General features: G+C 70.1%; 18 protein-coding genes and 1 tRNA gene. 7 read left to right on the top strand and 12 right to left on the bottom strand.

The annotated features are described in order from the left end of the window. The first annotated feature begins 141 nt into the window (after window positions 1–141). Window positions 142–723: a GNAT family N-acetyltransferase gene (locus tag OG206_RS18970; protein WP_442805866.1), complete on the top strand. Its 582-nt coding sequence runs from the start codon at window positions 142–144 to the stop codon at window positions 721–723. Here the strand turns inward: OG206_RS18970 and OG206_RS18965 are convergent. Next, complete coding sequence (locus OG206_RS18965) at window positions 671–1,453, bottom strand: dioxygenase family protein (RefSeq protein WP_327117602.1); 783 nt, start codon at window positions 1,451–1,453, stop codon at window positions 671–673. The two genes, OG206_RS18970 and OG206_RS18965, sit on opposite strands and share 53 nt — an antisense overlap. Before the next feature lie 183 nt (window positions 1,454–1,636). Between OG206_RS18965 and OG206_RS18960 the strand changes: the two genes are divergently transcribed. Beyond that, complete coding sequence (locus OG206_RS18960) at window positions 1,637–2,149, top strand: MarR family winged helix-turn-helix transcriptional regulator (protein ID WP_327117600.1); 513 nt, start codon at window positions 1,637–1,639, stop codon at window positions 2,147–2,149. A 68-nt stretch (window positions 2,150–2,217) separates the two neighbouring features. On the opposite strand, the gene OG206_RS18955 is transcribed toward OG206_RS18960, so the two are convergent. Both OG206_RS18955 and OG206_RS18950 read right to left on the bottom strand, forming a co-directional pair. Then, the gene (locus OG206_RS18955) at window positions 2,218–3,735 is read right to left on the bottom strand and encodes an MFS transporter (RefSeq protein ID WP_327117598.1); all 1,518 of its coding nucleotides are present in this window, start codon (window positions 3,733–3,735) and stop codon (window positions 2,218–2,220) included. Between the two features lie 232 nt (window positions 3,736–3,967). Next, a complete protein-coding gene (locus OG206_RS18950; protein WP_327117596.1) occupies window positions 3,968–4,630 on the bottom strand; it encodes a TetR/AcrR family transcriptional regulator in 663 nt (220 codons plus the stop codon). A gap of 272 nt (window positions 4,631–4,902) precedes the next feature. Between OG206_RS18950 and OG206_RS18945 the strand changes: the two genes are divergently transcribed. Next, window positions 4,903–6,180, top strand: a complete 1,278-nt coding sequence (locus tag OG206_RS18945; RefSeq protein WP_327117594.1) for a M6 family metalloprotease domain-containing protein — start codon at window positions 4,903–4,905, stop codon at window positions 6,178–6,180. Between the two features lie 71 nt (window positions 6,181–6,251). Here the strand turns inward: OG206_RS18945 and OG206_RS18940 are convergent, their stop codons facing one another. Beyond that, window positions 6,252–8,006: a class I adenylate-forming enzyme family protein gene (locus OG206_RS18940; RefSeq protein ID WP_327117592.1), complete on the bottom strand. Its 1,755-nt coding sequence runs from the start codon at window positions 8,004–8,006 to the stop codon at window positions 6,252–6,254. 225 nt (window positions 8,007–8,231) lie between these two features. On the opposite strand from OG206_RS18940, the gene OG206_RS18935 reads away from it, so the two are divergent. Further along, a tRNA-Arg gene (locus OG206_RS18935) sits at window positions 8,232–8,304 on the top strand. Window positions 8,305–10,219: 1,915 nt separating this feature from the next. Here OG206_RS18935 and OG206_RS18930 read toward each other — a convergent pair. From OG206_RS18930 to OG206_RS18915, 4 genes are all read right to left on the bottom strand, one after another. Then, the gene (locus OG206_RS18930) at window positions 10,220–12,598 is read right to left on the bottom strand and encodes a hypothetical protein (protein ID WP_327117590.1); all 2,379 of its coding nucleotides are present in this window, start codon (window positions 12,596–12,598) and stop codon (window positions 10,220–10,222) included. Between the two features lie 417 nt (window positions 12,599–13,015). Then, entirely contained in the window at window positions 13,016–13,321 is a 306-nt protein-coding gene (locus OG206_RS18925) for a DUF1963 domain-containing protein (RefSeq protein ID WP_327117588.1), read from the bottom strand. 87 nt (window positions 13,322–13,408) lie between these two features. Beyond that, window positions 13,409–14,173 (bottom strand): hypothetical protein, encoded by a 765-nt coding sequence (locus tag OG206_RS18920; protein WP_327117586.1) that lies wholly within the window; start codon window positions 14,171–14,173, stop codon window positions 13,409–13,411. After that, on the bottom strand, window positions 14,170–14,967 hold the full coding sequence (locus OG206_RS18915) for a hypothetical protein (RefSeq protein WP_327117584.1): 798 nt from the start codon (window positions 14,965–14,967) through the stop codon (window positions 14,170–14,172). The genes OG206_RS18920 and OG206_RS18915 overlap by 4 nt, the downstream gene beginning before the upstream one ends. Window positions 14,968–15,259: 292 nt before the next feature. Between OG206_RS18915 and OG206_RS18910 the strand changes: the two genes are divergently transcribed. Both OG206_RS18910 and OG206_RS18905 read left to right on the top strand, forming a co-directional pair. Beyond that, on the top strand, window positions 15,260–15,493 hold the full coding sequence (locus OG206_RS18910) for a hypothetical protein (RefSeq protein ID WP_327117582.1): 234 nt from the start codon (window positions 15,260–15,262) through the stop codon (window positions 15,491–15,493). Window positions 15,494–15,631: 138 nt separating this feature from the next. Next, entirely contained in the window at window positions 15,632–16,069 is a 438-nt protein-coding gene (locus OG206_RS18905) for a hypothetical protein (RefSeq protein ID WP_327117580.1), read from the top strand. Window positions 16,070–16,223: 154 nt separating this feature from the next. Here the strand turns inward: OG206_RS18905 and OG206_RS18900 are convergent, their stop codons facing one another. From OG206_RS18900 to OG206_RS18885, 4 genes are all read right to left on the bottom strand, one after another. Further along, the gene (locus tag OG206_RS18900) at window positions 16,224–17,165 is read right to left on the bottom strand and encodes an aminoglycoside phosphotransferase family protein (RefSeq protein WP_327117578.1); all 942 of its coding nucleotides are present in this window, start codon (window positions 17,163–17,165) and stop codon (window positions 16,224–16,226) included. Window positions 17,166–17,215: 50 nt separating this feature from the next. Then, window positions 17,216–18,139 (bottom strand): adhesin, encoded by a 924-nt coding sequence (locus tag OG206_RS18895; protein ID WP_327117576.1) that lies wholly within the window; start codon window positions 18,137–18,139, stop codon window positions 17,216–17,218. A gap of 71 nt (window positions 18,140–18,210) precedes the next feature. Continuing rightward, window positions 18,211–20,031 carry an MFS transporter gene (locus OG206_RS18890; protein WP_327117574.1) on the bottom strand — a complete coding sequence of 607 codons (1,821 nt, stop codon included), beginning with the start codon at window positions 20,029–20,031 and terminating at the stop codon, window positions 18,211–18,213. 192 nt (window positions 20,032–20,223) lie between these two features. Next, a complete protein-coding gene (locus OG206_RS18885; RefSeq protein WP_327117572.1) occupies window positions 20,224–22,845 on the bottom strand; it encodes a D-alanyl-D-alanine carboxypeptidase in 2,622 nt (873 codons plus the stop codon). 196 nt (window positions 22,846–23,041) lie between these two features. Here OG206_RS18885 and OG206_RS18880 point away from each other — a divergent pair, with 196 nt between their 5' ends. Beyond that, window positions 23,042–23,761, top strand: coding sequence for a GOLPH3/VPS74 family protein (locus OG206_RS18880; protein ID WP_327117570.1), 720 nt, complete (start codon window positions 23,042–23,044; stop codon window positions 23,759–23,761). Window positions 23,762–23,797: the final 36 nt, after the last annotated feature.

Below are 23,797 nucleotides of genomic sequence, written 5' to 3'. Positions count from 1 at the left end.
TCCCTTACTGAGTAGGTCGCGACACCCTTTCGGGTGCCCTGCATCCGATGGAAACAACGACTGGAATCCGGACAGAATTCCCACCGGGACCATTCATTTTTGAGATCATGCAGTACCCTGTCCGCCCCCACGGGAGGACACATGGTGCGGATACCCGCAGAAGTGCTGGTCAGACCTGGCGTCGAGGCCGACCTGGCGCCCCTTACGGACATCTACAACCATTACGTCCGCGAGACGGCGCTCACATTCGACACGGCGCCCTTCACCCCCGAGGAGCGACTGCCCTGGATGCGTTCCCACCCGGAAGACGGCCCCCACCGGCTCCTGGTTGCCCAGGACCCCCGTACCGGTGACAACGCCCGCCGGATCCTCGGTTATGCCACCAGCAGCCCGTACCGGCCGAAGGCCGCCTACGGCACCTCCGTCGAGGTGAGCGTCTACTGCGCGCCCGGCACGACCGGCCGCGGCATCGGCACCCTTCTCTACACGGCCCTGTTCGAGGCCTTGGCGCACGAGGACCTGAATCGCGCCTATGCCGCGATCGCGCAGCCCAACGAGGCGTCGGTCAGGCTGCACGACGCCTTCGGCTTCCGCCATGTCGGCACGTACACCGAAGTGGGCCGGAAGTTCGGGCGCTACTGGGACGTCTCCTGGTACGAGAAGCCGCTGCTCAGCCGAACTGCACCGAGCGCTTCGCCAGTCCCATCCAGAAGCCGTCGATGACACTGCGCCCCTGATCGAGCTCGTCCTCGGCGGCCCCGAGCGTGACGAACAGCGGAGCGAAGTGCTCGGTGCGCGGGTGGGCCAGCTTTCCGGCCGGCGACTTGTGCTCGAAGTCGAGCAGGGCGTCCACGTCCCGTGCCCGGAGCGCCCGGTCGCCCCAGTCGTCGAACTCCGCGGACCAGCCGGGAGTGCCGCCACCCTGGTGCCGCAGGGCGGCCAGGTTGTGCGTGAAGAAGCCGCTCCCGACGATGAGCACGCCTTCGTCGCGCAGGGGGGCGAGCTTCCTGCCGATGTCCATCAGCTTCCGCGGGTCGAGCGTCGGCATGGAGATCTGGAGCACGGGGACACCGGCGTCCGGGAACATCTCGACCAGGGGGACGTACGCCCCGTGGTCGAGGCCGCGGTCGGGGATGTCCTGGACGGTCGTCCCCGCGGCGCGCAGCAGTTTGCGGACGTCCTCCGCGAGCTTCGGGGCGCCCGGCGCGGCGTACCGGACCCGGTAGTAGTGCTCGGGGAATCCCCAGAAGTCGTGGACCAGCGGCACGGTCTCGGTTGCGCCGATGGCGAGCGGGGCCTCCTCCCAGTGCGCGGAGACCATCAGGACGGCCATGAGGCGGGGCAGCCCGGCCGACCAGGCCGCGAGCTCACCGGGCCACACGGGGTCGTCGGCGAGCGGCGGGGCCCCGTGCGAGAGGTAGAGGGCGGGCATCCGGTCCGCGGCGACTGTCATGGCGCTCCCATTCCTCTGCCGGCCGGGGTATGTGTGTTCTCTACAGCCACCGGGGACAGGTACCCGCGACCGGCGCCGGGGGTTCGGCGGATCGACTCATCGGATCAGTATCTTGAATCTTCAAATTCCTGCGCCCCCAGACCTTAGTCCCATTTAGTTAAACTTTCAAGAAAAGGTCGTACAGTGGAGTCCATGACCACGGCACCCAGCGGCGAGCCCCACTGGCTCACCGACGAAGAACAGGGCGTGTGGCGCGCCTTCCTCCATGCCACCACGCTCATGGAGGACCACCTCGACCGCCAGTTGCAGCGGGACGCCGGGATGCCACACATCTACTACGGGCTGCTCGTCCAGCTCTCCCAGGCGCCCCGGCGGCGCATGCGCATGACCGAGCTGGCGAAGGACGCCAAGATCACCCGCTCCCGGCTGTCGCACGCGGTAGCGCGGCTGGAGAAGAACGGCTGGGTCCGCCGCGAGGACTGCCCCTCGGACAAGCGCGGCCAGAACGCCGTCCTCACCGACGAGGGCCACGCGATGCTCGCGCGTTCGGCGCCGGGGCACGTCGACGCCGTACGCCAGGCGATGTTCGCCCGCCTCACCCCGGAGCAGGTGAAGAGCCTCGGCGAGATCATGCAGGTCGTCGCCACCGGTCTGCAGCCCGAGGGCACGAACGCGGATCTGCCCTGGCTCCGCTGAGCGGAACCAGGGCAGATCCGGGGCCGTGACAGCCGCGGGGCATCAGACCCCGCGGCCCTGAACCGGGGTCAGTGTGCGACGACCGGGATCATGAACTCGTCGTCGACGCCGTCCGCGTTCTCGCCGGAGCCGGCCTTCCCGGTACCCGGGCGCCCCGTGTTGATCAGCACCGCCGCGATCACCGAGGCGACGACGAGGATGCCCACCGCCCACCAGATCGCGCTCGCGAAACCGGCGACCGTCGCCTGGAGCTGCAGCAGCTTCGGGTTCGTGGCACCCGCGACGTGATCGGCGACGTACGCGCTGGTGGCACCGGCCGCGATCGTGTTGAGCAGCGCGGTGCCGATGGCACCGCCGACCTGCTGCGAGGTGTTCACCATCGCGGAGGCCACACCGGCGTCGCGCGGCTCGATGCCGTGCGTGGCGAGCGACATGGCCGGCATGAAGGCCGAACCCATGCCCAGGCCGAGCAGCAGCTCCGCCGGCAGGATGACGCCCGCGTACGAGGTGCCGATGTCCAGCTGGGTCAGCAGCAGCATGCCGATGGCGGCAACCAGGAATCCGGGGGCCATCAGCAGCCTCGGCGGGACCCTCGTCATCAGACGCGCGCCGATCTGCGTGGACCCGGTGATCATGCCCGCGATCATCGGCAGGAAGGCGAAGCCGGTCTTGACCGGGCTGTAGCCCTTGACCAGCTGCAGGTAGTAGGTGAGGAAGAGGAACAGCCCGAACATCGCGATGATGGCGAGCCCCAGCGAGAGGTAGACGCCTCCGCGGTTACGGTCCGTCACGACGCGCAGCGGCAGCAGCGGCGACTTCACGCGTGCCTCGGTGAACACGAAGGCGGACAGCAGCACACCGGCCGCGACGAACATGCCGATGGTCAGCGAGTCCGACCAGCCGGCCGACTCGGCGCGGGTGAAGCCGTACACCAGCGAGACGAGGCCCAGCGTGGAGAGGACCACACCGGGGATGTCGAGCGCCGAACGGTTACGGCTGCCCGAGGGCTCACGGATGACCAGGTAGGCACCCGCGGCAGCGGCGATCGCGAACGGGATGTTGACGAAGAAGGTCCAGCGCCAGTTGAGGTACTCGGTCAGGAAGCCGCCGAGGATCAGGCCGACCGCGCCACCGCCACCGGCGATGGCTCCGTAGATACCGAAGGCCTTGGCCCGCTCCTTGGCGTCGGTGAACATCACCGCGAGCAGGGAGAGGGCGGACGGCGCGAGCAGCGCGCCGAACAGACCCTGAAGGGCACGCGAACCGAACAGCATGCCCTCACCCTGGGCCACACCGCCCAGCGCGGAAGCCGCGGCGAAGCCGACCAGGCCCACCACGAACGTGCGCTTACGGCCCCAGAGGTCGGCTATGCGTCCGCCGAAGAGCAGGAGCCCGCCGAACGCGAGCGCGTACGCGGTGATGACCCACTGCTTGTTGCCGTCGGAAATGCCCAGGTCCACCTGGGCGGAGGGCAGCGCGATGTTCACGATGGTCGAGTCGAGCACGACCATCAGCTGGGCGAGGGCGATGAAGGCCAGCGCTTTCCAGCGATTGGGATCGGGCAGGGTGTCGAGTGTTTTCGACATGGATGTGGCCGCCTAAGGACGCGAAGGGTCGTGAAGTCGTGAAGTGTGATGCCGGCGACGGGACCGCTCACGGGTCGCTTGCGTAGCCGGAAAAAGGCGAGGGGCGCCGACGGCCCGACCTGGCGGTCGGGGCACGGCCCTCTTCATAGGGGTGGTGTCGCCCTCTGCGGGCGCGCGGAGTGGTGTCGGCCTCTGTGGGCGCTTCGTCTGTGCGTTGTCCGGTGCGCGGGCGTCAGCGCCCGCTGCGCAGGTCCTCCAAGGTGGCCGCCGTTCCGGGCAGCTCGGACCGGGCCGGGAGCTCCAGCCCGTCCAGGAAGATCTGCAGATGGCGATGGGCGAACCGGTCGATACCCGGGCAGGCGATGCCGGGCAGTGGCCGGGTGAGCTGGGAGAGGGCGACGAGTACGTCACCGACGGCGATGTCGGTGCGCAGCCTCCCTGCGGTCATGGCGCGCTCCACGAGCCCTTCGACGGCCTTCTCGAGGCGGCGACGCTCGGCGAGCAGGTCCGGGTGTTCGTGGTCGAAGGCACCCGTCAGCATCGGGCACAGGGCGCCGATCCGCTCCTCCGCCGCGTCGTGCACGAAACGGCTGAGCGCTGCGAACGAGTCGGGCTCGGCCGCGGCGGCCTCCTCCGCACGATCGGTCGTGCGGGAGGTGACGGCGAGTACGACCTCGTGGATCAGGGCGACGCGGTCGGGGAAGTTGCGGTAGAGCGTGGCGTTTCCGACACCCGCACGCCGTGCGACATCGTCGAGCGGCACGTGCGGCCCGAACTCGACGAACATCTCACGGGCAGCCGCGACGATCCGCTCCCTGTTGCGCAGTGCGTCGGCCCGCGGGCGGGACGTACGGCGGCCTACGGCGAAGGCAGCGGGTTCGACAGCGGTCTTCACGACGGCGGCCCTTCTTCCGGTATGTGGCGATCCCCGGAACGCAACCGGGGAACGATCCCCCGCTTTGCGGGGACACAGGTTCAAACGGGGAATGGGTCCCCGGTTATTTCCCGCTCTTTCGTGACCCGCGCCACACCCCTCAGGAAGTTGAGTCTGCGACGAAAACCCCTCCATCGGCGCACTCAGCGAGCGGTACCCCACGACCCGGAAGAGGCTGAGCGCCAGAGCGCAGCCAGGGCCGGCCGGCTGCCGCGGACCCGAAGGCGACGCCCATGCAGCAGTCCCGCCACCGGATACGCGCCTGGCGCCGGCCTCTCGCGCTCGCCGGAGCGACGGCGCTGGTGATCGCGACGATGGCATCGGCCAGCTCCACCCTCCCCATCGCCAGCCGCGCCTCCGCGGGGCCGGTGGCCGCGCCGCGGGGCCCCGGTCTGGCACCGTGCCGAATATCCACGACCATGGGCGTACAGATGTCGGAGGGCATACCGACACCGGCAGGCTACGCACGTTCCACGGGCCGGATCAAAGCCCTGAACCTGATGATCGACTTCCCCGACGCGCAGGCGACGGAGCCCGCCGCGGACCGGCTGGCCGAGTTCTTCCCCCAGACCAGCGAATGGTTCAGCACCAGCTCCTACGGCCGCCTGACCTACCTCCCCGAAGCACCCGTGACCGACTGGCTGCGGATGCCGCTGCCGTTCGCCGAATACGGCATCGAGCGGGGATCACCCTACGAACCGGGATACCGCGAACTCGTCAAGGACCTCGTGAGTGTCGCCGACCCGAAGGTCAACTTCTCGGCGTACAACCTGGTCAACATACTGGTCACCCCGAACGCCGGTCCCTCGGCCCTGGACACCGTCCTGTCGGTGACCTTCTCCGGCAACGACGACGCGCCCTTCGCCGACGGAGTCCCGCTCGCCAACACGTCCTTCGTGTACAGCCGCCAGGACGACGGTTCGGGGTCGTACCCGGAGACCGGCTACCGGGTCCTGCCCCATGAGAACGGCCATGTCTTCGGGCTGCCCGACCTCTACACGATGGAGGGCGGGGGCTCCGTGGGGCACTGGGACATCATGTCCGAGGACTGGGGTGCCAACAACGACCTGCTGGGCTGGCACAAGTGGAAACTCGGCTGGCTGGACAACGACCAGGTCAGCTGCGCCTCCATGTCGGGAACCAGTGAGCACACACTCGGACCGCTGGCCACGGCGGGCGGCCCCAAACTTGCCTTCGTACCGCTGACCGCGCAGTCCGGTTGGGCGGTGGAGGTGAGGACCCCGGAAGGCAACGACGAGGCGGTCTGCCGGCCCGGCGTACTCATCTACAAGGTGAGTTCCGACGTGGACACCGGCCAGGGCCCCGTGTCGGTCGCCGACAGCACCGAGGACAGCGGCGGCTGCACCCGACGCCCCAACGTGCACGCCGAGCTCTCCGACGCCCCGTTCGAACCGGGCGAGACGTTCACCGACCGGGCCAACAACATAAGGATCTCCGTGGTCGCGAAGGACGGGGACGGGAACTACCGGATACGGATCACCCGGCCCTGAACACTCGCGGTCTGCGCACCAAGGGTGCGGGGCCCAGGACGCTCACGCTTTCACGCGCGGGCGCTCTTCCCTCAGGCTTGCTCCTCGCCCACTCCGCCCAGAGCGCGCAGCTCGCGCAGCCGGCGCTTGAGGATCTTGCCCGTCGCGTTCCGGGGCAGCGGCTCCCGCGACACCAGCACACGGGCAGGCACCTTGAACGGGGCCAGGCTCCGGCCCACGTGCGCCCGCAGGGCGTCCGCCGTCACCGCGGCGCCGGGCCGCGGCCTGACGACCGCCACCACCTCCTCACCCAGCACCGGATGCGGTACCCCGAGCACCGCCGCGTCCTCGACGTCGGGGTGATCGTGCAGGACGGCCTCGACCTCCACGCAGTAGACGTTCTCCCCGCCCCTGACGACCATGTCCGTGATGCGGTCGACGACGGCCACCAGCCCTCCGCGTACGACAGCGAGATCACCGGTACGGAACCAGCCGCCGGAGAACGCCCCGGCCGTCGCCGCCTCGTCGCGCCAGTATCCGCGGACGAGTGACTGGCCCCGAAGCCACAGTTCCCCGGCCGCACCGTCGGCGACCGGCTCCCCCGCAGGGCCCGCGATCCGCACCTCGGTGACCGGTGTGGGGGTGCCGACACAGTCGGGATGCGCGCGATAAAGGGCGCCGAAGTTGGCCAGCACACCACCGCTGGTCTCGGTCAGGCCGTACCCGTTGCGCGGCTCGATCCGCTCGCCGTACCGCGCCGTCAGCCGGGCGACCAGATCGGGCGGCGCCGCGGCCCCGCCGGTGTTCAGCCCTTTCAGGCTGTCCAGGCCGTCACCCGCGTCCTCGGCCGCCGCGAGCAGCTGGAGCGCGGTGGCCGGGACCCCCGCGAAGTGCGTGACCTCGTGCCTGCGGATCAGCCGCAGGGCCTCGTCGGCGTCCCACTTCGGCATCAGCACGAGCGTGCCTCCCGCCGCCATCGCCGAATAGAGGCTGGTGAACGCGGCGACGTGGAAGAAGGGAAAGGACATCAGCGTCACCGGCGCGGGCCCCTGGCCCGGGACGACTCCCCGGGCGAGCGCGGAGACCGCCGCCTGGTACCGCGGGTTGAGAGCGGCACCGGCCTGCGCGAGGTGGGTGGCCACGGCACCCTTGGGACGGCCGGTGGTGCCGGAGGTGTAGATGATCGTGGCATCGTCCTCGGGCCGGATCTCCACCTCGGGAGGCGCCTCCATCGGATCGGGCTCCGGCAGATCCGCGTACCGCTCGGCTCCCGCGGGCAGTGCACCGCCCGCGGCGTCGTCATGGAAGACGACGACATGCGCCCCGGCCTTCGTGCCCCAGGCGGCCACCTTCGGCAGCTGCTCCCCGTCGACGAGCAGGACGCGCGGCTCACAGTCGTCGAGGGCGTAGGCGTACTCGGCCGCGGTCCACCACGCGTTGAGCGGTACGGCGACGAGACCCGCCAACTGCACCGCCCAGAAAGCCACCTGCCACTCGGGGTGATTGCGCATGGCCACCACGGCACGGTCACCAGGGCGCAGCCCGTACGCCTCGGTGAACCGCCGCGCCAGCGCGGAGGCGGCGGCGAAGAACTCACCGTACGACCAAGCCCGTTCACCCGAGAGCAGGAACGGCTGATCGCCGAACGCCCAGGTGGCCTCCACGAACTCCCTCAGCGTGCGGGGCCCGTTGGCGTAGACGAGAGGCCCGTGCTCGGCACGGACCACGGCGAAAGGAGCCCCGCGAGCGGTCAGGGAACCCTCGATACGGGCGCGGGCACGGGCGTGGGCTGCGGGATCGTCGGCGGGAGCGGGAGCAAGGGGACGGCTCGGATCGGTGTGCGGCACGTATGGCCTCTCCACGGCAGGCTCAGCGACCCGGCGACGCTATGACCCGCGCCTGGCGGGCGTCAACCGGAACCTGCGCCGAGCGCACCCCGGGGCCCGCTCGTCACTCACCCCACAGCCGGGTTTCCACCCCATGGCGCGCGGGAGGGGAACCCCAGGTGAGGACCTCGCCCCACCCGCTACACTGACGGCGATGACTCGTCCTCGCGGACCGGGTCATCGAACGCCTTCGTAGCTCAGGGGATAGAGCACCGCTCTCCTAAAGCGGGTGTCGCAGGTTCGAATCCTGCCGGGGGCACAGCATGAAGGGCCAGTTCAGAGGCTTGATCCTCTCGAACTGGCCCTTTCGCATGATCATGAAACCGAGACATACCAGCGACCCCGCCAAGCCCGTTTCGCCAGTCGACTCCTGGTGACCCATTCACACTCTGCTTGACCGCCGCCGAGAGCTGTTACAGGTTTCTCTACTTCATCAAGGCACCCGGCGGCGCTCCGCTCCGCCGGGCGCGCTTCCCGGCGGCGGCTGCGCCCGCGCTCCTGCCTCCGGCCCGCTCGACGCTGCCGCCGCCGACGCGCGCCCGCAGTGGAAAGGCCCGGAGGGCATGAGACGCGAACCAAGCCCGCGGCATCAAGACACGCCTCCGGCGGGGGCGCTCAGACTCCGGGATGGGACGGGCACCGTTCGCGGGTGCCGGCCAGAGCGTGGCGAGCGTCGTGGGGCTCCCATCCCGACCACCTCCGACCCAGGCAGAGCCGAGCAGTCGCGGCCCAGGGCATCAAGGTCGTTCGTACAGTGGCGCGCTCCACCTTGACGCCCTGAATCAGACCCTGATGGTCAGCTTCATCACTGGACTATGCGACGTTGACAGTTGGTTGGGAAGACCTTCGCACAAGAGTGGCGCAGCTCCATTCGCCGCTCTGACTGGAGTCGCAACGGTGATGGTCGCGCGCCTTTGCTTGCGGATCGCGGTACAGCAGCGGCGTACCGCAACCACAGCAGCCGAGCCCGTACGCCACCGTCTCTCCGGACCCTCGTAACGGCCGGTATGACCGCCGCTGACCGATCCGGCTAGAGCTACGGATCAGGTGGTACCCCCGAGAGGAGGTGGTGCGCGGTCGGCTCTGGCAGGTCATCCGCTGGCCATCGACAAAGCCCGGCCGTCGGTTAGGTCCCGGCGATTCTCCGGACCGCCCCCAGACAGGCCGGGGATGCAACCATTCCTTTCAGAGCTGGAACCCCCGGAAGCCGACCGCGCGCTTGAGACTCTAAGGGCGTGCACTGACAACGCCCTTGTGCGTGGTTGGCCGTCGATGGGTGAGTGTCTAACTGCGTGACAACGCCGACGGACAGCGGTGGACGAGCGCGAACGTCTGCGCAGACGAGAGACGCACCAGTCCAAGGCAGACTCCCCACGCAAGTTGCTTCGGGGCGAAGAGCTCGCTCCGCTAAGGTGCACCGCATGACCGACGACGCCCCGGCTTGTCCTGATTGCGGCCGGCCCCTGGAGTCCGGCGGTCTCGTGTTGTCCAGGCGAGACGACGACCGGAGGGCCTGCCGCTCTCTGTGGCGATGCGCTGATAGGCACACTTGGTGGCGGTGGGCGGATCGGCCGAAGGAACCGTTGGAAGTCTGCCCAGCTCCGCAGATGTTCCGCTGACATCCAACCTGACATCAACGAGGCCGGATGGCGGCATACAACAGCAGTCTTGGATGACCCGTCGGATCGGCCGACGAAGGCACCACGACGAGGGTAGATCGAACTCCTGAAGCGGGTGTCGCAGGTTCGAATCCTGCCGGGGGCACAGCATGAAGGGCCAGTTCAGAGGCTTGCTCCTCTCGAACTGGCCCCTTTCGCCTCATCAGGTCTGTGCCAAGCACGTGCCACCACGTCTCGACGTCTCCCTGCTGCTTGCGGCTCATCGCGGTGACGCATGCGCGTCATCAGTTCGCCGCACGCCTCTCCGGGAGCGGTGGCACCGTTACCTCGCGTTCGGCCTCGCCACCTCCCTCGGCTGGGACACCGGGCGATCGGTCACCGACTTCGCCTCGCCTGCGAGCCCTGTCGACCGGCCAGGTGGTACACGGGATGACCGAGTTCTTGCCCGGCGATGCGTGATGCGTGATCGCGGCAGGGACGGCGAAGGCCCAGGCCGCCGGGATCCGAGGTGGTCGGAGTCCGGTGGCCACGGCCTTCCCATGCACGGGTCCGCCGTCAGCGCACGTCGATGAAGTCGCCCGCCGCCGTGGCCGGCGGGGTCGACGCGGTGCCGGCGAAGGAATAGCGCCAATACCCGTCGACCGACGCCTTCACCGTGGTCTTGAGGTTTCCTACGCCGTCCGTGTTCACCGTCTTCACCGTCGTATAGGCCGTCGTCCCGTTCTTGCGGAACTGGAGCCGGACCGGCTGGGTGGCGTAGCCGTGGTAGCCGCCCGTTTCCCAGTTGATGCGTGAGAGTTTGCCGGTGATGGTGATCGTCTTGCCCTTCGCGACAGGCTCTGGCCCGGCGTTGGCGGTCAGCGCCGAGTCGCGCTGGACGTTCACCGATGCGGCGGTGTGCAGGTCGGTGAGACTTGTGCCGTCCGTCGACTCCGCCCAGGCCGCGAGTTTCCAGGTACCGGCCAGCGCGTTGAGACCGAGGGTCCAGCGGGGAGCGATGTAGGCGAAGTGGGTCTCGCACGAGGAGGTGGTTGTGCTGACCTTGGTGCAGGTTGCCGGCCAGGTGCCGTAGAGCACCCCGTCCGGGGCGTCGTACGAGCCGTGGTAGAGGTACATGTCGCCGCTTGCGATGCCCGCCGGATCCGTGGCGGTGAAAGTCGCCTTGAAGTCCTGGAGCGGCTGGTCGGTCAACTCGACCGCCCTGCCGCCGTTGACAACGACCTTTGAGATCCGGGTGGATCCGACGGTCTCGTCGCCCTGGGTGCCCGGCCCCGCGAAGGCGCGGTCGATGGTGCGGCGCAGGCTGTTGCCCTGGTCATCGATGGCGGTGATGCGCAGCGAGACGTGGGCCGCGGTGGGGGGCACCGTGAGGGACGCTGTCCCGCCGGTGTGCGGCAGTGAGGTCCATACCGCGCCGCCGTCGATGGAGTAATCGATGCCGGTGACGGTTGCTGCCGCCGAGGGCGCGCGGGTGCTGGCGGTGGCGGTGACGGTGACGGGGGTGGCGTTGGCGGCACGGTTCGAGGCGTTGAGCCCGGTGAGCTTCACCTGGGTGTCGACCAGTGGCAGTGCGGTCGTCGAGGACGTGGTCCCGGATGTGAACGTCCATTCATTGCGCACCATCGTGGACAGCTTCCGGTACGGCACGCGATTACGGATCGTCTGTTCGAGGGCGTACGTCTTGGTGCCGGAGGGGAGCTGGGCCGACAGGGGCTGGTTGACCGTCGCCGCAGTGGTCTCCGCGTAGGTCGCGCCGTCGCCCGTCAGCCGGTAGGAGGCCGCAGAGCGGCTGTCGGCGCCGTAGTGCCCGGCGGCGTCGCCGAGCCTTCCGGGTTCGTACAACCTGACGGTGTTTCCCCGCCGCTCTGAGGCTGTGCCCTCGGTCCGGACCGGTTGCAGCGGCGCCGCTCCGACGGTCTCCGAGGGTGCGGTTCCGGCGGCCAGGGTGCGGGTCGGCAGCTGCAGGTAGTAGTCGCCGGTTCCGTACGACAGGAGCCTGCTGTAGGAGATGCCGGGCGTGACGTATTCGGTGACGGAACCGGCCACGGGCACGGCCGAGTCCATGTAGACGCCGGTCCACTCCCCGAAGTCCGGAACGGTCTGCAGTCGGGCGGTGGTCCGGGTGCCCGGAGCATTCACATGGGTGACCGTCTTCGCGAGCGAGGTCTGCTTCACCGATGCGTACGGAGCGGCGGGCACCGTGTTCTGGAAGGCGTGCGTGAGGTCGTACCGGAAGGGGCTCGGCGTGCTCGCGGTGCTGCCCTTGCGGCTGAGCACGTCATGGATCCGCAATGCCGTGCCGGTCTGTGTGAACGGGGTGACGTAGACCTTGTCCGCACCCGATCCGGCGAATCCGGCGAGCTGGTTCCCGGGTACGGAGATCCAGACGGCGGCGGACTCTCGGGCGGCACTCGGGTCGTCGACCTTGATGCCGGTCTCCTTCGCCGCGCGCTCGTCGAAGGAGACGGTCGTGGCGGCCGTGCCGATCTTGAAGGAGCGGGTCAGGAGGTAGGAAGGCCGCTGCCAGTCGCTGTGCAGTGCCACGGAGAAGTAGTCGCCCGGCGGAAGCTTGACGGTGGCGGACGAGCCGATGGCGTCGCTGTCGACGGGGTACGACGTCCAGGTCTTGCTGTTCCAGACGTAGAAGAGCTTGGACATCACGTCGGCGTTGGTGATGTTCAGCTTCACCGAATAGACAGCCGTTGCGGTGGGCATGGCCGCCTTTGCGGCCGGGATGGGCACCTGGGTGGGCTCCACCGGCCTCGGTATTGCGGTCGGCCGCACTTCGAGAGCGCCGTCCGTCGAACCGAAGGCATAGGTGTGGGTGTCCGCCGCTCCGCTGTCCGTGATGCGCACATCACCGCCGACGAGGCTGAGACGTGCGCCGTCGCCGAGAACGGTGCCCCGCGCCGTGTCCGCGACGGCCCCCTGCACGGATGGCACTCGAGCCGTCGACACGGGTTCCGCGTCCGAGGCGGTGGCCGACCCCGGAGCCAGCAGGATTCCCCCCACCACCGCGGTGCACAGGCCCGCACCGATCGATCTTCGTATGCTCCACTTACCGGTCCCGGACATCAGTCCGCCCTCCCCATGGTTCCTTGTCCAACACTCCGCACGGTCCGGAGTGTTGATCCTCAAGAGAATAAACGTTCGTTCCCCCAGTGACTCCGGGGCGCCATGGGCTGCGCCTTGCCGGGGGTTCGCCGAGGCCGAACAGTGGCGCACGCTGCGGCAGTTCGTGCGCGAGGCCGATGCTGCCACTGCTGGTGGTTCACACCGAGACACCCGGCCATCGGCCGCATCGACTTTCTACGCCCGCCCGGCTCCCCTGACGAGCTTCCGCTGTGCGCATCAACAGCAGCGGACCTGTGCCACGGCCTTGCGGAAGTCGCCGGTCGCGAGTGCCGTGACCGGGATCGTGAAGTACAGCGTTCCGGCGTCCCCCCAACCCCATCCGAGTTCGGTGTCCTCGGCAGGCTGGAGCAGATGGACTGAGGGATGGTCGGCGTCGCGGGGCGAGACCGTGAGCGTGTACGCGGTGTCCGGCCGGCCAAAGGTGCAGTGACTGCCCTCGGACTCAAGATAGCGGAGGCCGAACGGAGGTTGAGATGGGAGATCTCGACGGCGGGCCCCTTGCCCGCGGATGAACCCTGGCATCCACGACTGACGTCGTCGACGCCGGACGGGGGCGTCCACAAGGTCGCGGATCCCCATCCTCAACGCCCGTCCGCAGCGGAGCGCCCTCTACCTCAGCAGACCGACGAGCCGTTCACGGACGTCGTCCTTGCCAGCCTCGGGGTCCGGCACGAGTTTCTCCCGGTCGCCGGGGTCGCGGACAAGGAAGTGCAGCCGTCCGCCGTTGCGGGCCAGGACCAGATCCCTGCTGCTGCCGGCGGTCTCGGCCGAGCCCTGCGCCGTGTAGTCGGTGACGGTGATCAGCGCGGAGCGCTGGGCGGCGGTGAGTAGGGCCTCGGTGTCCACCGGTTCTCCACGGTCCGCCGCCGAGCCGCGCGGCAGCCACTCGGTGAGTGCGTCCAGGGCCTCGTCGAGCTTGTACAGCCCCATCTGGTGGACGCCGAGTGCGTCGATGCGGACCATGAGACAGATCCGCTCGGGTTGGGGCAGGAGCAGGATCCTCCACGGCTCACCCGGACCCGACCCGGTCGTACGGGCGTCGAGCACCTTGCGGGCCCTTTGCTGGAACGCCACGGCGATCCCCAGGTCTCCCTGCACCTGCACCTGCTCGCCCGTCTCACCCGCCAGCAGCAGCTGCCGAGCGGCCAGCGAGCGGACGGCCTCGGCGATCACGTCGTCCGACGGCCTGGTCTCCAGGAAGTCCACGATCGCGTCCACGGCGGTCAGCTCCGCCACGGTGTACGCGCCCAGCAGCACCGGTCCCGTGTCGACCAGGTTCACCACCGCCGACACCAGCCCCGAAGGGGCGGACGCCGCGCGCGCGTCCGGCTGCGTCTCAGAGGCGGCAGCGTCGTGCCGATCGTCGTCGCTCATGACGGTCCTCCGGGCTGCAACAGGTCCACCACGGGCGCCACGCGACTCTCACGGAGCACCGCGGCACAGCTCGGTGACAGGGTCTCGGTCACCCACACGTCAGAGTTACCGAAAAGCCCGCGGCCCGCCCTGCCTGCCAGCGACTGCCCGAGCTCGCCGGCCAGGTCCTCCCGGTCCGGCGGTGGGAACCGGGACGCCAGGTCCGCGGAGACGGCAGTGACGTCGTCGGCCTCCTCGATCCGGCGCAGTGCCTGCGTCAGCATCCTCGCGACCGGAGGAGTCAGGGCCGTCGGCACGGCGAGGACCGGCGCCAGGTACAGCGGGCGCCGTTCGGTCATCCGGGACAGTCCCCAGGGCCCGACGTTGCTGCGCGTGACGCGGTAGACGACGTAGTCCACGAGGTGGCGGAGGTCGCTCACACTCGGCAGCTTCCTCCCGCCGAAAGCGGCCGGTGTCTTCTCCAACTGCACCCAGGTGCCCTGGGCGGTGCGCCCGTGCAGCTTCTCCCGCACCACGTCCCCGCGCATCCCGATGTCGGGATACAGCGCCTTGTCGATGTCACGGTGGTGGCTGGACAGGCGCTCGTGACTGACCTCGGCGAACCGCCAGTCCTCGTACAGCCGCGGTTCGTCCACCAGCACGTGTCCACCGCACAGGACGTCGTGCAACTGAGGTACCTGCAGCCCGTGGCGCTCCAGATCCGAAAGGATCGCGGCTTCCTCGGGGCTGAGGCGGCGCGCGGCCGCGACCAGGCCTTTTCGGTAGATCCCGGCCCGCGCCGTGATCTCGATCATGAGCCGGACACGGGTGCGTACCCGCTCCGCCCGACGGTCACTCGCGCTGGCCGGAACAGCCCTGCCGGGCCGTCTCGGGTGGGTGACCGATGCCAGTGCGTGCTTTCGCTCCACCTCGCCAGTACAGCACGGCAGGCTTGGGGCCGCACCAGACCAGAACCATGGCCGAGGCGCCGGGCGGCGCCCGGGCGTACGTCCGGCACCGCGTGCCTCTGGACGTGCCCACCGGTTCAGTACGCGCGCACCGCGTGACCGTGCGTCGCGTCGGTGTCGCGCCCGGCCGCAAGCTCAGATGGTCCTCAAGGTTTTCGGTTCGGGGTTCCACCTGCGGCGGTGGGGTGCCATGGTCATCTCCACCGCGGAAGGCGACCTGCGCCACGCGGGCTACAGCCGTCCGACAGCCAAGGAGACGCACGTGCTCGGAACGATGGGCCCCGCAATGATGATCGCCATTGCCGTCACCTTCATCGCCTTCACGGTTGTCACCCTGGTCACCGCCAGGTGGATCAGCGCGCGGATGCGGTGAGCCGCCGGTACGCCGGGATCCGGCGGCATTCAGCCGCACCACGCCGGACCTGCTGAAGGCAGCCGGCGTTAGTCATGGGATGACCTGCGGTTTTCTACTGATCGACGGAAAGACCCGCAGCTCTGGGGAGGGGGTTCCATGGACAGGAAACGCACAGTGGTCATGGCTGCGGCGACGGCGCTGCTCGCTGCCGTGCCCGCCAGTCCGGTGGTGCGGGACAGGGCCGAGGCGATGGGGCGGTCGTCGCTCGAGCGAGCCGCTCAGCGGGTTTTCCAGCACGACGCCGACCTGCCCACCGCGGCGTGGCGGAGCGAAACCCCGCCCGTGGGCAAGGTGTGGGACCGAGCCGATGCCGACGCTGTCATCACCCGAGTCGAGATGCGGGACGGCCGGGCCGAGGTGGAGGTCGACGAGACTACGACGCCCTATGCCACCGATCCGTCCGGCAGGACTCGCGAGTGGACCCCTCCTTGGGTCGCCACTCATGTCTTCCTCCTCGAACCCTCGGGAGACGGCTGGCGGCTTGCCCAGGACCTGACCGATGCCGAGTTCGACGACGACGCGGACCTGTCCTGAGGCGTAAGGGCAACGCTGCCACCGCACCCCGAGCCGGGGCCGGACCGGGGGCGAGGACAGCGCCCGAGGCTGAGGACCGGCCCCCGGACCGCCGGGCCGGGCGATCGAGTGGTGGGGTCGTGCTGAGAGGGGGCGTGGATCCGGCGCGCCCCGGTCACCACCTGTCCTCCGTTCCTCCCCCGTCCGTCAGGATCTCGCCGATCACATGCCGTGCCGTGGACGCCATCACCGGGTTCGACGTCCGGTAGTACGAGAGTTCCATGAGCGCGACCGAGAGCGCCCAGCCCCGGCCCCGTGCCCACGCCGCCGCGTCCACCGCCGCCCCCGCCTCACCCTCGGCCGCCGCCCCCGTCACGGCCGCTGCCGCTGTCGATGTCTCCGTGCGGAAGGTCCGTCGCGGTCCGGGCGGCAGCAGGCACCAGGCCGCGATCAGGTCCACCGCCGGGTCGGCCAGGCCCATGCAGCCGAAGTCGATGACCGCGCTGAGCCGGCCGTCGGCGACCAGGACGTTGCCGGGCTGCAGATCGCCGTGGACCCACACCGCCGGGCCCCGCGGTCCGGGCGCGCGCAGGGCCTGGGCCCAGATGCCGGCCGCCGCGGCGGTGTCGATCACCCCGTCCAGTGTCTGCAGGGCGTCACGGGTGGCCGCGTCCCGGGCGGCCAGCGGTTCGCTGCGGTAGGCCGGCGGGGCGTCCGTGGGGTCGGCCGCGCGCAGGGCTCGCACGAACTTCGCCAGTTCCCGCGCGAGTTCGACGCCGCCGGAGCCCGCCGCCGGGTTCGTGCCGTCGAGCCAGCGGCATACCGACCAGGACCACGGGTACCCCTCGCCCGGCACACCGAGGCCCAGGGGCGCGGGTACGGCGTGAGGGAGGTGCGGGGCGAGACGGGGCAGCCAGCGGTGCTCGGTGGCCACGTCCTGCGAGCCGCCCTCGATACGGGGCAGCCGCACCGCCATGTCCGGGCCCAGCCGGTAGATCGCGTTGACCGTCCCGTGGGAGGTGACCGGCTCGACGGCCAGGTCCGCCCAGGCGGGGAACTGTGCTGCCAGCAGGCGTCGTACGAGCGCCGTGTCGGTCTTCGTCTCCTTGGCGTGCATCCGGCCGATGCAAGCCGCCCCGGCATGGCCGCGTCAAGCGGGATACGGCGTCAGCGGCAGGACGCCTTGATCTGCGCCGCCGCGTGGTGCGCGCCGACCAGTGCCTCGTCGCCCCAGTCACGGCCCCGGTCGAGCATCTGCACCGCGAAGGTGTCGCCCTTGACGGGGTAGCTCCGTACGTCGACGGCGCTGCCCCGGTGTTCCGGCTGGCGCACGGCGAAGCCCGTGTAGGCCGAGTCCGCGTCGTGCGGATCGGAGAGCACCCGGTACACGGTGGGGTTGCCCGCCACGTCGCGGTCTCGGACGCTGCGTGGCACGAAGACCGTCAGCGCGCACTCGCGGAAGCCGTCGCCGAGGTGCCAGGCCCAGACCGCGCTGCTCCCCCGGTCCTCGGTCGGGTTTCCGGACATCGGGACGGCGCTGAACCGGCCGTCGCAGGTGGTCCCCTCGAAGCCGCCGGACTCGACGGTGTACCACCCCGCGTCGCCGTTCTCGAACCGCCCGCGCTCCGCGTAGTCACCCGATGTGCAGCCGGGCCCCGCCCATTCGGAGAAGCGGTAGTCGCCCGGCTCCGCGGACGGCACCGGGCTCCCCGCCGTCGGATCGGCGGGCGGCCCGCCGTCCCCGGAGACGGGGGGAGCATCGGTGTCGCCGGGTCCGATGCGGGTGGGGGCCCCGCCCGCACCGATGGGTGCGGGTACGGCGCCGGCCCGGCCCGTCGCCTCGGGACGTCCGGGCCCGTCCCCCGCGGCGAGCAGCGACACAGCGGTGGCCAGGCTGCCCGCGGCCATCACGACTCCCGCCGCCAGCAGGGCCTTTCGGCGCCTGGTGAGCAGGGAGACCCTGCCCATCACCGTCTCCCGCGCGATCCAGGAACTGCTCTCACGGGGCGAGCGGGCCACGGACCCGCACTCCGGGCAGACCATGCCCGGCAGCGGGCCGACGCGTTCGCCGCCGCAATGTTGGCACTTCATGGCAGCACACCTTGCCAGTGCGGCGCCCCCGGAGCGAGGGTTCCCGCACTATTTGCAGGCGTTGGCCTTCGTCAGCGCAGTTCTTCCGGGCACGGCGTGCCCGGCTGCAGCTGGTAGGGCGCCGCAAGGCGGTAGACACCGGGACGTGGTGCGAGGAGTTCGGTCCACTCGTCGCCGTCCCCGTCCTCGTCGACCTTGATCAGGCAGCCGTGGTCGTTGACGAAGTCCTTGGGCGCGTCCCCGTCTTCGGCGGACCGCTTCTTGGATGCCTCGGTCTCCTGCGGCCGCTCCACGCTCTTCCCCTTGTCGTCGACGACGGCGAGCCAGCGGGAGTACGGGATGCGGATCAGGACCCGGCCGGCGGACTGCACCCGGATCGTCAGCTCGTCGTCGCCGGCGCGCTCCACCGTCGCCGGCGGATCGGCGAGCGGCACCGGGTCCAGGACCCGGAACAGCTTCCAGTTGGCGTCGCTCCAGACCGCCTTCAGGTACGGCTGGCCCTCCTCGACGAGCCCCGCCTCCTGCTCCGCGCCACTGTCCGGATCCCCCGTCGGCAGCACCACGTAGTGGACGGCCCAGCGGTCGAGCCACTCGCGGTAGTTCACGGCGTCGAGGGTGTCGTCGTAGAAGAGCGGGTTGCGCTTCATGTCGGCCTGCCGGTTCCAGCCCCGGGCCAGATTCACGTACGGCGCGAGCGCGGAGGCCTCCCGGTGGCTGCTGGCGGGGACCACCTCGACGCGGCCCCGCTCCGCGCCGGCCTTCTGGAGCTGGTGGACCAGCGGCGCCAGTTCACGGTTCCAGGAGGCGGTGGGGGCGGTGCGGAGGATGTCGTCGACGCCCTTGAAGCCGATCCAGAAGTTCAGACCCACGAAGACGATCAGCAGCGCGTACCAGTGCCGGCTGTGGCGGGTCGTGTACGGCAGCGCCGCGAGCAGGACGACACCGGCGAACAGCATCGCCATGCGCGACACGTTCGAGCCGATCTGGGAGTCGACCACGTAGGTCAGCAGGGTCCCGACGCCGTACACCGCGGCGGCCGTGCGCACGGTGTGCCAGTCCCGGGGCACCAGGAGGAACACCAGGACGGAGAAGACGAACGGCAGGGACAGGGTCCCGAGCGACATCGGCTGCGTACCCGAGAAGGGGAACAGCCACGCGGACAGGACGACGACCACCACGGGGGGCAGGCCGATCGCGTACGCCCCGGGGCGTCGTTTGTTCAGGAAGAGCGCCGCGGCGACCACGCCGAGGAAGAGCCCGGCGACCGGGCTGCCCGCTGTGGCCAGTGCGGCGAGCGGGGCTGCCACCACCGCCTTCGCCCAGCGCCGGTACCGCCACCGGTGGGGCCAGCAGAAGACGGCGGCGACCGCCCCGAGCGCGAACATCATGCCGAGCCCGAACGTCACCCGCCCGGACAGGGCGTTGCACAGGTAGGCGAAGACCCCGGCGAGCGCACAGGCGAGCGGGTTACGGACGGCGGGCACCCGCACCAGGATCAGCGCGGTGAGCGCCGACGACACCGTGCCGACGACCATCATCGTCGTGCGCACGCCGAGCACCGACATCAGGTACGGCGACACCACGCTGTACGAGACGGGGTGCATACCCCCGTACCAGGCGAGGTTGTACGCGGTTCCGGGGTGGCGGCCGACGAACTCGGCCCAGGCGTCCTGGGCGGCGATGTCCCCGCCGCTGTTCGCGAAGAAGAGGAACCAGAGCAGGTGCACGGCCGCGGCGACGACGGTCGTGGTCAGGACCGGGTGGCGCCGTAGCCGGCTCCGGGTCGACGTGTGCGGCCCGTCACCGCCCCCGGCGGCCTGGGCCGGGATCCGGACGGTCAGGCGTTCGACGGGCGGGCCGTGGTCAGCTCTCGTCGGCTCAGCGGTGGTCACTGCGACTCTCCCCGTCCTTGCCCGGGCCTGCCGAACCGTCGATCACTGCATGGGCCTCATACGTACTCGGGGAGACGCGTCCCGGCGCCACTCCGTTGCCTTCGGGACGCTAGCACGCGGCTTTTTCCCCGCGCTGCCCCCTCGTCGGGCGGCCTCCGCCCGGCGGTGCGGGGCGGAGGCCGTCCGGACGGGTCAGGTGATGCGGGTGAGCTTGTCGTTGAAGCCCGGTTCCGTCATCCCGTCCTGCAGGGCGACGGGCGCCGTGACCTTGCCCGTGCCGGTGCCGACCGTCACCTGTCCGACGACCGTGCCGGCTTTCGCCGCCTGCTTCAGCGGCTCGTCACCGGCGCTCAGGTCGAGCTTCACCTCGAGGCCGCCCCAGCCGACCGCCTTCAGGTCCTTGGTGGCGACCACGGGGGTGCGGACCCCGAAGCCGTTGTCGACGTAGCCGACGACCTGGCCCTTCTTCACGACGGTGGCGGAGTCGACGCCCTTCTGTGCGGTCTGGATCAGTTCGAGGCTGTTGTGTATGGCCCGCTGCAGTTTCGCGTCCAGGGTGCCGTCCAGGTCCGCGCCCATCACGGCGCCGATGATCCGGCGCGTCTTGCCGTCGACGACCGTCTCGGCGGTCCAGACGAGGTTGCCGCCCGCAGGGGTCGACGAGCCGGTCTTGATGCCGCTCACGCCGGGTTCCAGCAGGATGTTGTTGTTGTTGTAGATCGTCTTGCCGATGCCCGGGATGTCGGCCTGGGGCATGTTGACGATGTCGCGGAATACGTCGTTCCGCGTGACCGCCCTGGCGAGCTTGAGCTGGTCGGCCGGGGTCGACCGGGTGGTGGACTCGAGACCGCTCGGGTCGGTGTAGACCGAGTTCGTCATCCCGAGGTCCTTCGCCGCCGCGTTCATCTTCTCGACGAACGCCTTCTCGGTTGTGGCGTCCCAGCGGGCGAGCAGCCGTGCCACGTTGTTCCCGGAGGGGATCATCAGCAGCTGGAGCATCTGGCGCTCCGTGTACTTCTGTCCCTCCTTGATGGGGGCCGTCGACTCGTCGGGCCGGTTGGCCTCTTCGCCCGCCTTCGCGTCCACCTCGATCCGCTCACCGTTCTGCTTGCCGGTGATGGGGTGCCCCTGGAGGATCACGTACGCCGTCATGATCTTGGCGACGCTCGCGATCGGCGCGGACTCCTCCTTGCCGTACGAACCGATGGTGCCGACGCCCTCGACCTCGACGGCGCCCTGGCCCTCCTCCGGCCACGGCATGTCCAGCTTGTCGCCCCCGAAGGTGAAGGTCGGGTCCGCGGACAGTGTCAGGGCCGGGTCGGGAAGCGGGCGTACCGCCTGCGCGATCGCAAAGATGATCAGCGCGAGCAGGAGCAGCGGCGTCCAGATCTTGACCCGGCGCACCGCCGTGCGGACAGGGGTCTCCACGGGCGGCGGTGTGTTCGTCAGCTCCGCCAGCAGGTCGAGCGGCGGCTTGGGCGGCATGGGCTGCTGCCTGGTCCGCTCGGCCTCGGTCAGCGCGGGCCTGGTGCCGGCCGGGGCCGCGGCCCCCGCCGAGATGTCCGGTGTGACCGTGGGACCGACCACCGGAGGTGCGGGGCGTACGTCGTCGGAGCGCAGCGGTACGAACCTGCTGGTCCGCTCCGCGGGGGTCTCCGGGGTCCTGGAGGGCTTGGGCGTCCCGGGCCTCCCGGTGGCCGCGGGGCTGCCGGGGGCGGACTTGCTCCCGGTCTCCTTCTTCTTCGACGGCAGCTTCAGCGCGGTCGTGGGCTGGTCGACCCGGTCGACGCGCGGCGCCTTGAAGACGGCGGTCGGATGATCGATTCCTCGCTCGTCATCCGCGGAATCGGCCTTCTCGACCTTCTCCGGGTTCTCGGTCGCCTCCGCCTTCTCTGCCTTCTCGGCTTCGTCCGACTTCTCGGCCTTGTCGGCCTTCTCCGGCTTCTCGGCCGGGGAGGACTCTTCCCTGCTCTTCGGGACACGGGGGGCGTCGTCGGATGCGGTGACGGCGGCCGAGGTGTCGGCGACGGCGGGTTCGGAGGCCGTCGCGTCGTCGGCGGCCTCGTCGTCGGTCTTCTCGGCCTCGACGTCTGCTTCGCCTTCAGCCTCGGGCTCGTCTTCGGCCTCAGGCTCAGCTGCGGCCGGGGCTGCGGCGGTCCCGGAGTCACCGTCGGCGGGACCATCCCCATCTGCGGCTTCGTCGTCACCCGAGACCCACGCCGCGACGGCGGCGCGCAGCCGGGCGTCGGTCGGGGCCGGACCGTCAGCTTCGGCTTCGACATCGGGCTCCGAAGCGGCGGCCTCGGTCTTCACCTCGGACTCGTCGTCGGACGTGCCGGACGACGGGCCGGACGGATCCGCAGCATCAGCCGCGTCCGGCTCCACGGCGGACTCCTCCGTGCCGGACTCCTGCGCGTCCGTACGCGCCGTGGGCGGCTCGGCAGCCCCTTCGGCCCCCTCCTCCGCCTCGGCGGCCTCCTCGGCCTCCGTGCGGCCCTCAGGGGCCTCCCCGGAGCCCTTCGAAGCCGTGGGCGACTCCCCGGGCTCCGCGTCACCTTCGGACAGGGACCCCGCGGGAGCGGAACCTACGGCCGAGACGTCTTCCGACGGGCCGGCGTCCGCGGAGCGCGGGACGCGGAAGACCGCGGTCCTGGTGTCCGTCTCGCCGTCCGCCCCTGCGCCTGCCGTGCCGCCCCGGGTGCCGCCGCCCGCCGCGGCGACCGGTTCACGGAACACGGCGAGACGCGGATCGCGCTCCTCAGTCGTCCCCGACGACTTCCGCTGCTCCGACTTGTCGGGGGACTCGCCCGCCACCGGATTACCTCCTTGATGCGCCGCGGGGTCATGCCCGCACTGTCCGAACCATCTACCAGTGTCCTGTGTGAACCCTTGACCGAACCGCTAGACGAGAACGACATACCTAACGGTTCCCTCACAAAGCACCCAGGCACCCTCGACAGACCAATGTGAGAGGGGTCACCCTGTCATTCATCCACGCGGGGAGGCATGGATGGGCAGGAGCCGCAGAACAATTCCGGAGGAGCTTCTGCTGCTCGCTCTGGACCCGACCACGGGTACCACAGCGCAGCCGCAGTCGCTCGACCTCGGCCTGGCCGGGGCACAGCTAGTGGAGCTGGCTCTGGCAGGACGGATAGCCCCTGACGGGGATCGTATAGCCGTGGTGATGCCACGGCCGACAGGAGATCCGACTCTGGACTCCGCACTGGAGCTGCTGCGCCGTCGTGGCAGTCCGGTTCGGGCGGTCCACTGGATCGGCGGGCCCCGGCTGGGACTTCGCCAGATCTACCTCGCTCATCTGGAGCGGTGCGGCATGGTGCATGCCGTGGCGGGCCAGATGTGCGGAGTGCTGCCGACGACTCGCTACCAGGCGACGGACACGGCGATCAGCCGCGACATCAGAACACGGCTGGACAGTGCGATCCGTACCGGTGTACCGCCGGACCCGCGGACCGCGGCGCTCGCCGCACTGGCCCACGCGGTCGGACTCGGCAAGCATCTGTACCCCGGGAACGAGGGGCGCTCGTCGCGCTCCCGGCTCCGGGACCTGATCAGGCACGACCCGATGGGCGGCCTCGTGGCGCATGCCGTGATGGACGTCCAGAACGGTGCGGCCGTCCAGCCGCGCCGTAACCAGCAGACGGCGGGCGTGCCGTTGCAGCCGCAAGCGCAGGCAAGTCGCGGCAGCATGGCGCACACCTCCGTGCACTGAACCGCGCGCACCCCTCGCGCGGAGAACCGAACACCG

Source organism: Streptomyces sp. NBC_01341 (assembly GCF_035946055.1).
In the GTDB taxonomy this organism is placed as follows: domain Bacteria; phylum Actinomycetota; class Actinomycetes; order Streptomycetales; family Streptomycetaceae; genus Streptomyces.
The sequence above is the reverse complement of the archived record's forward strand: the minus strand, read 5'-3'. Positions and strand labels throughout refer to the sequence as shown.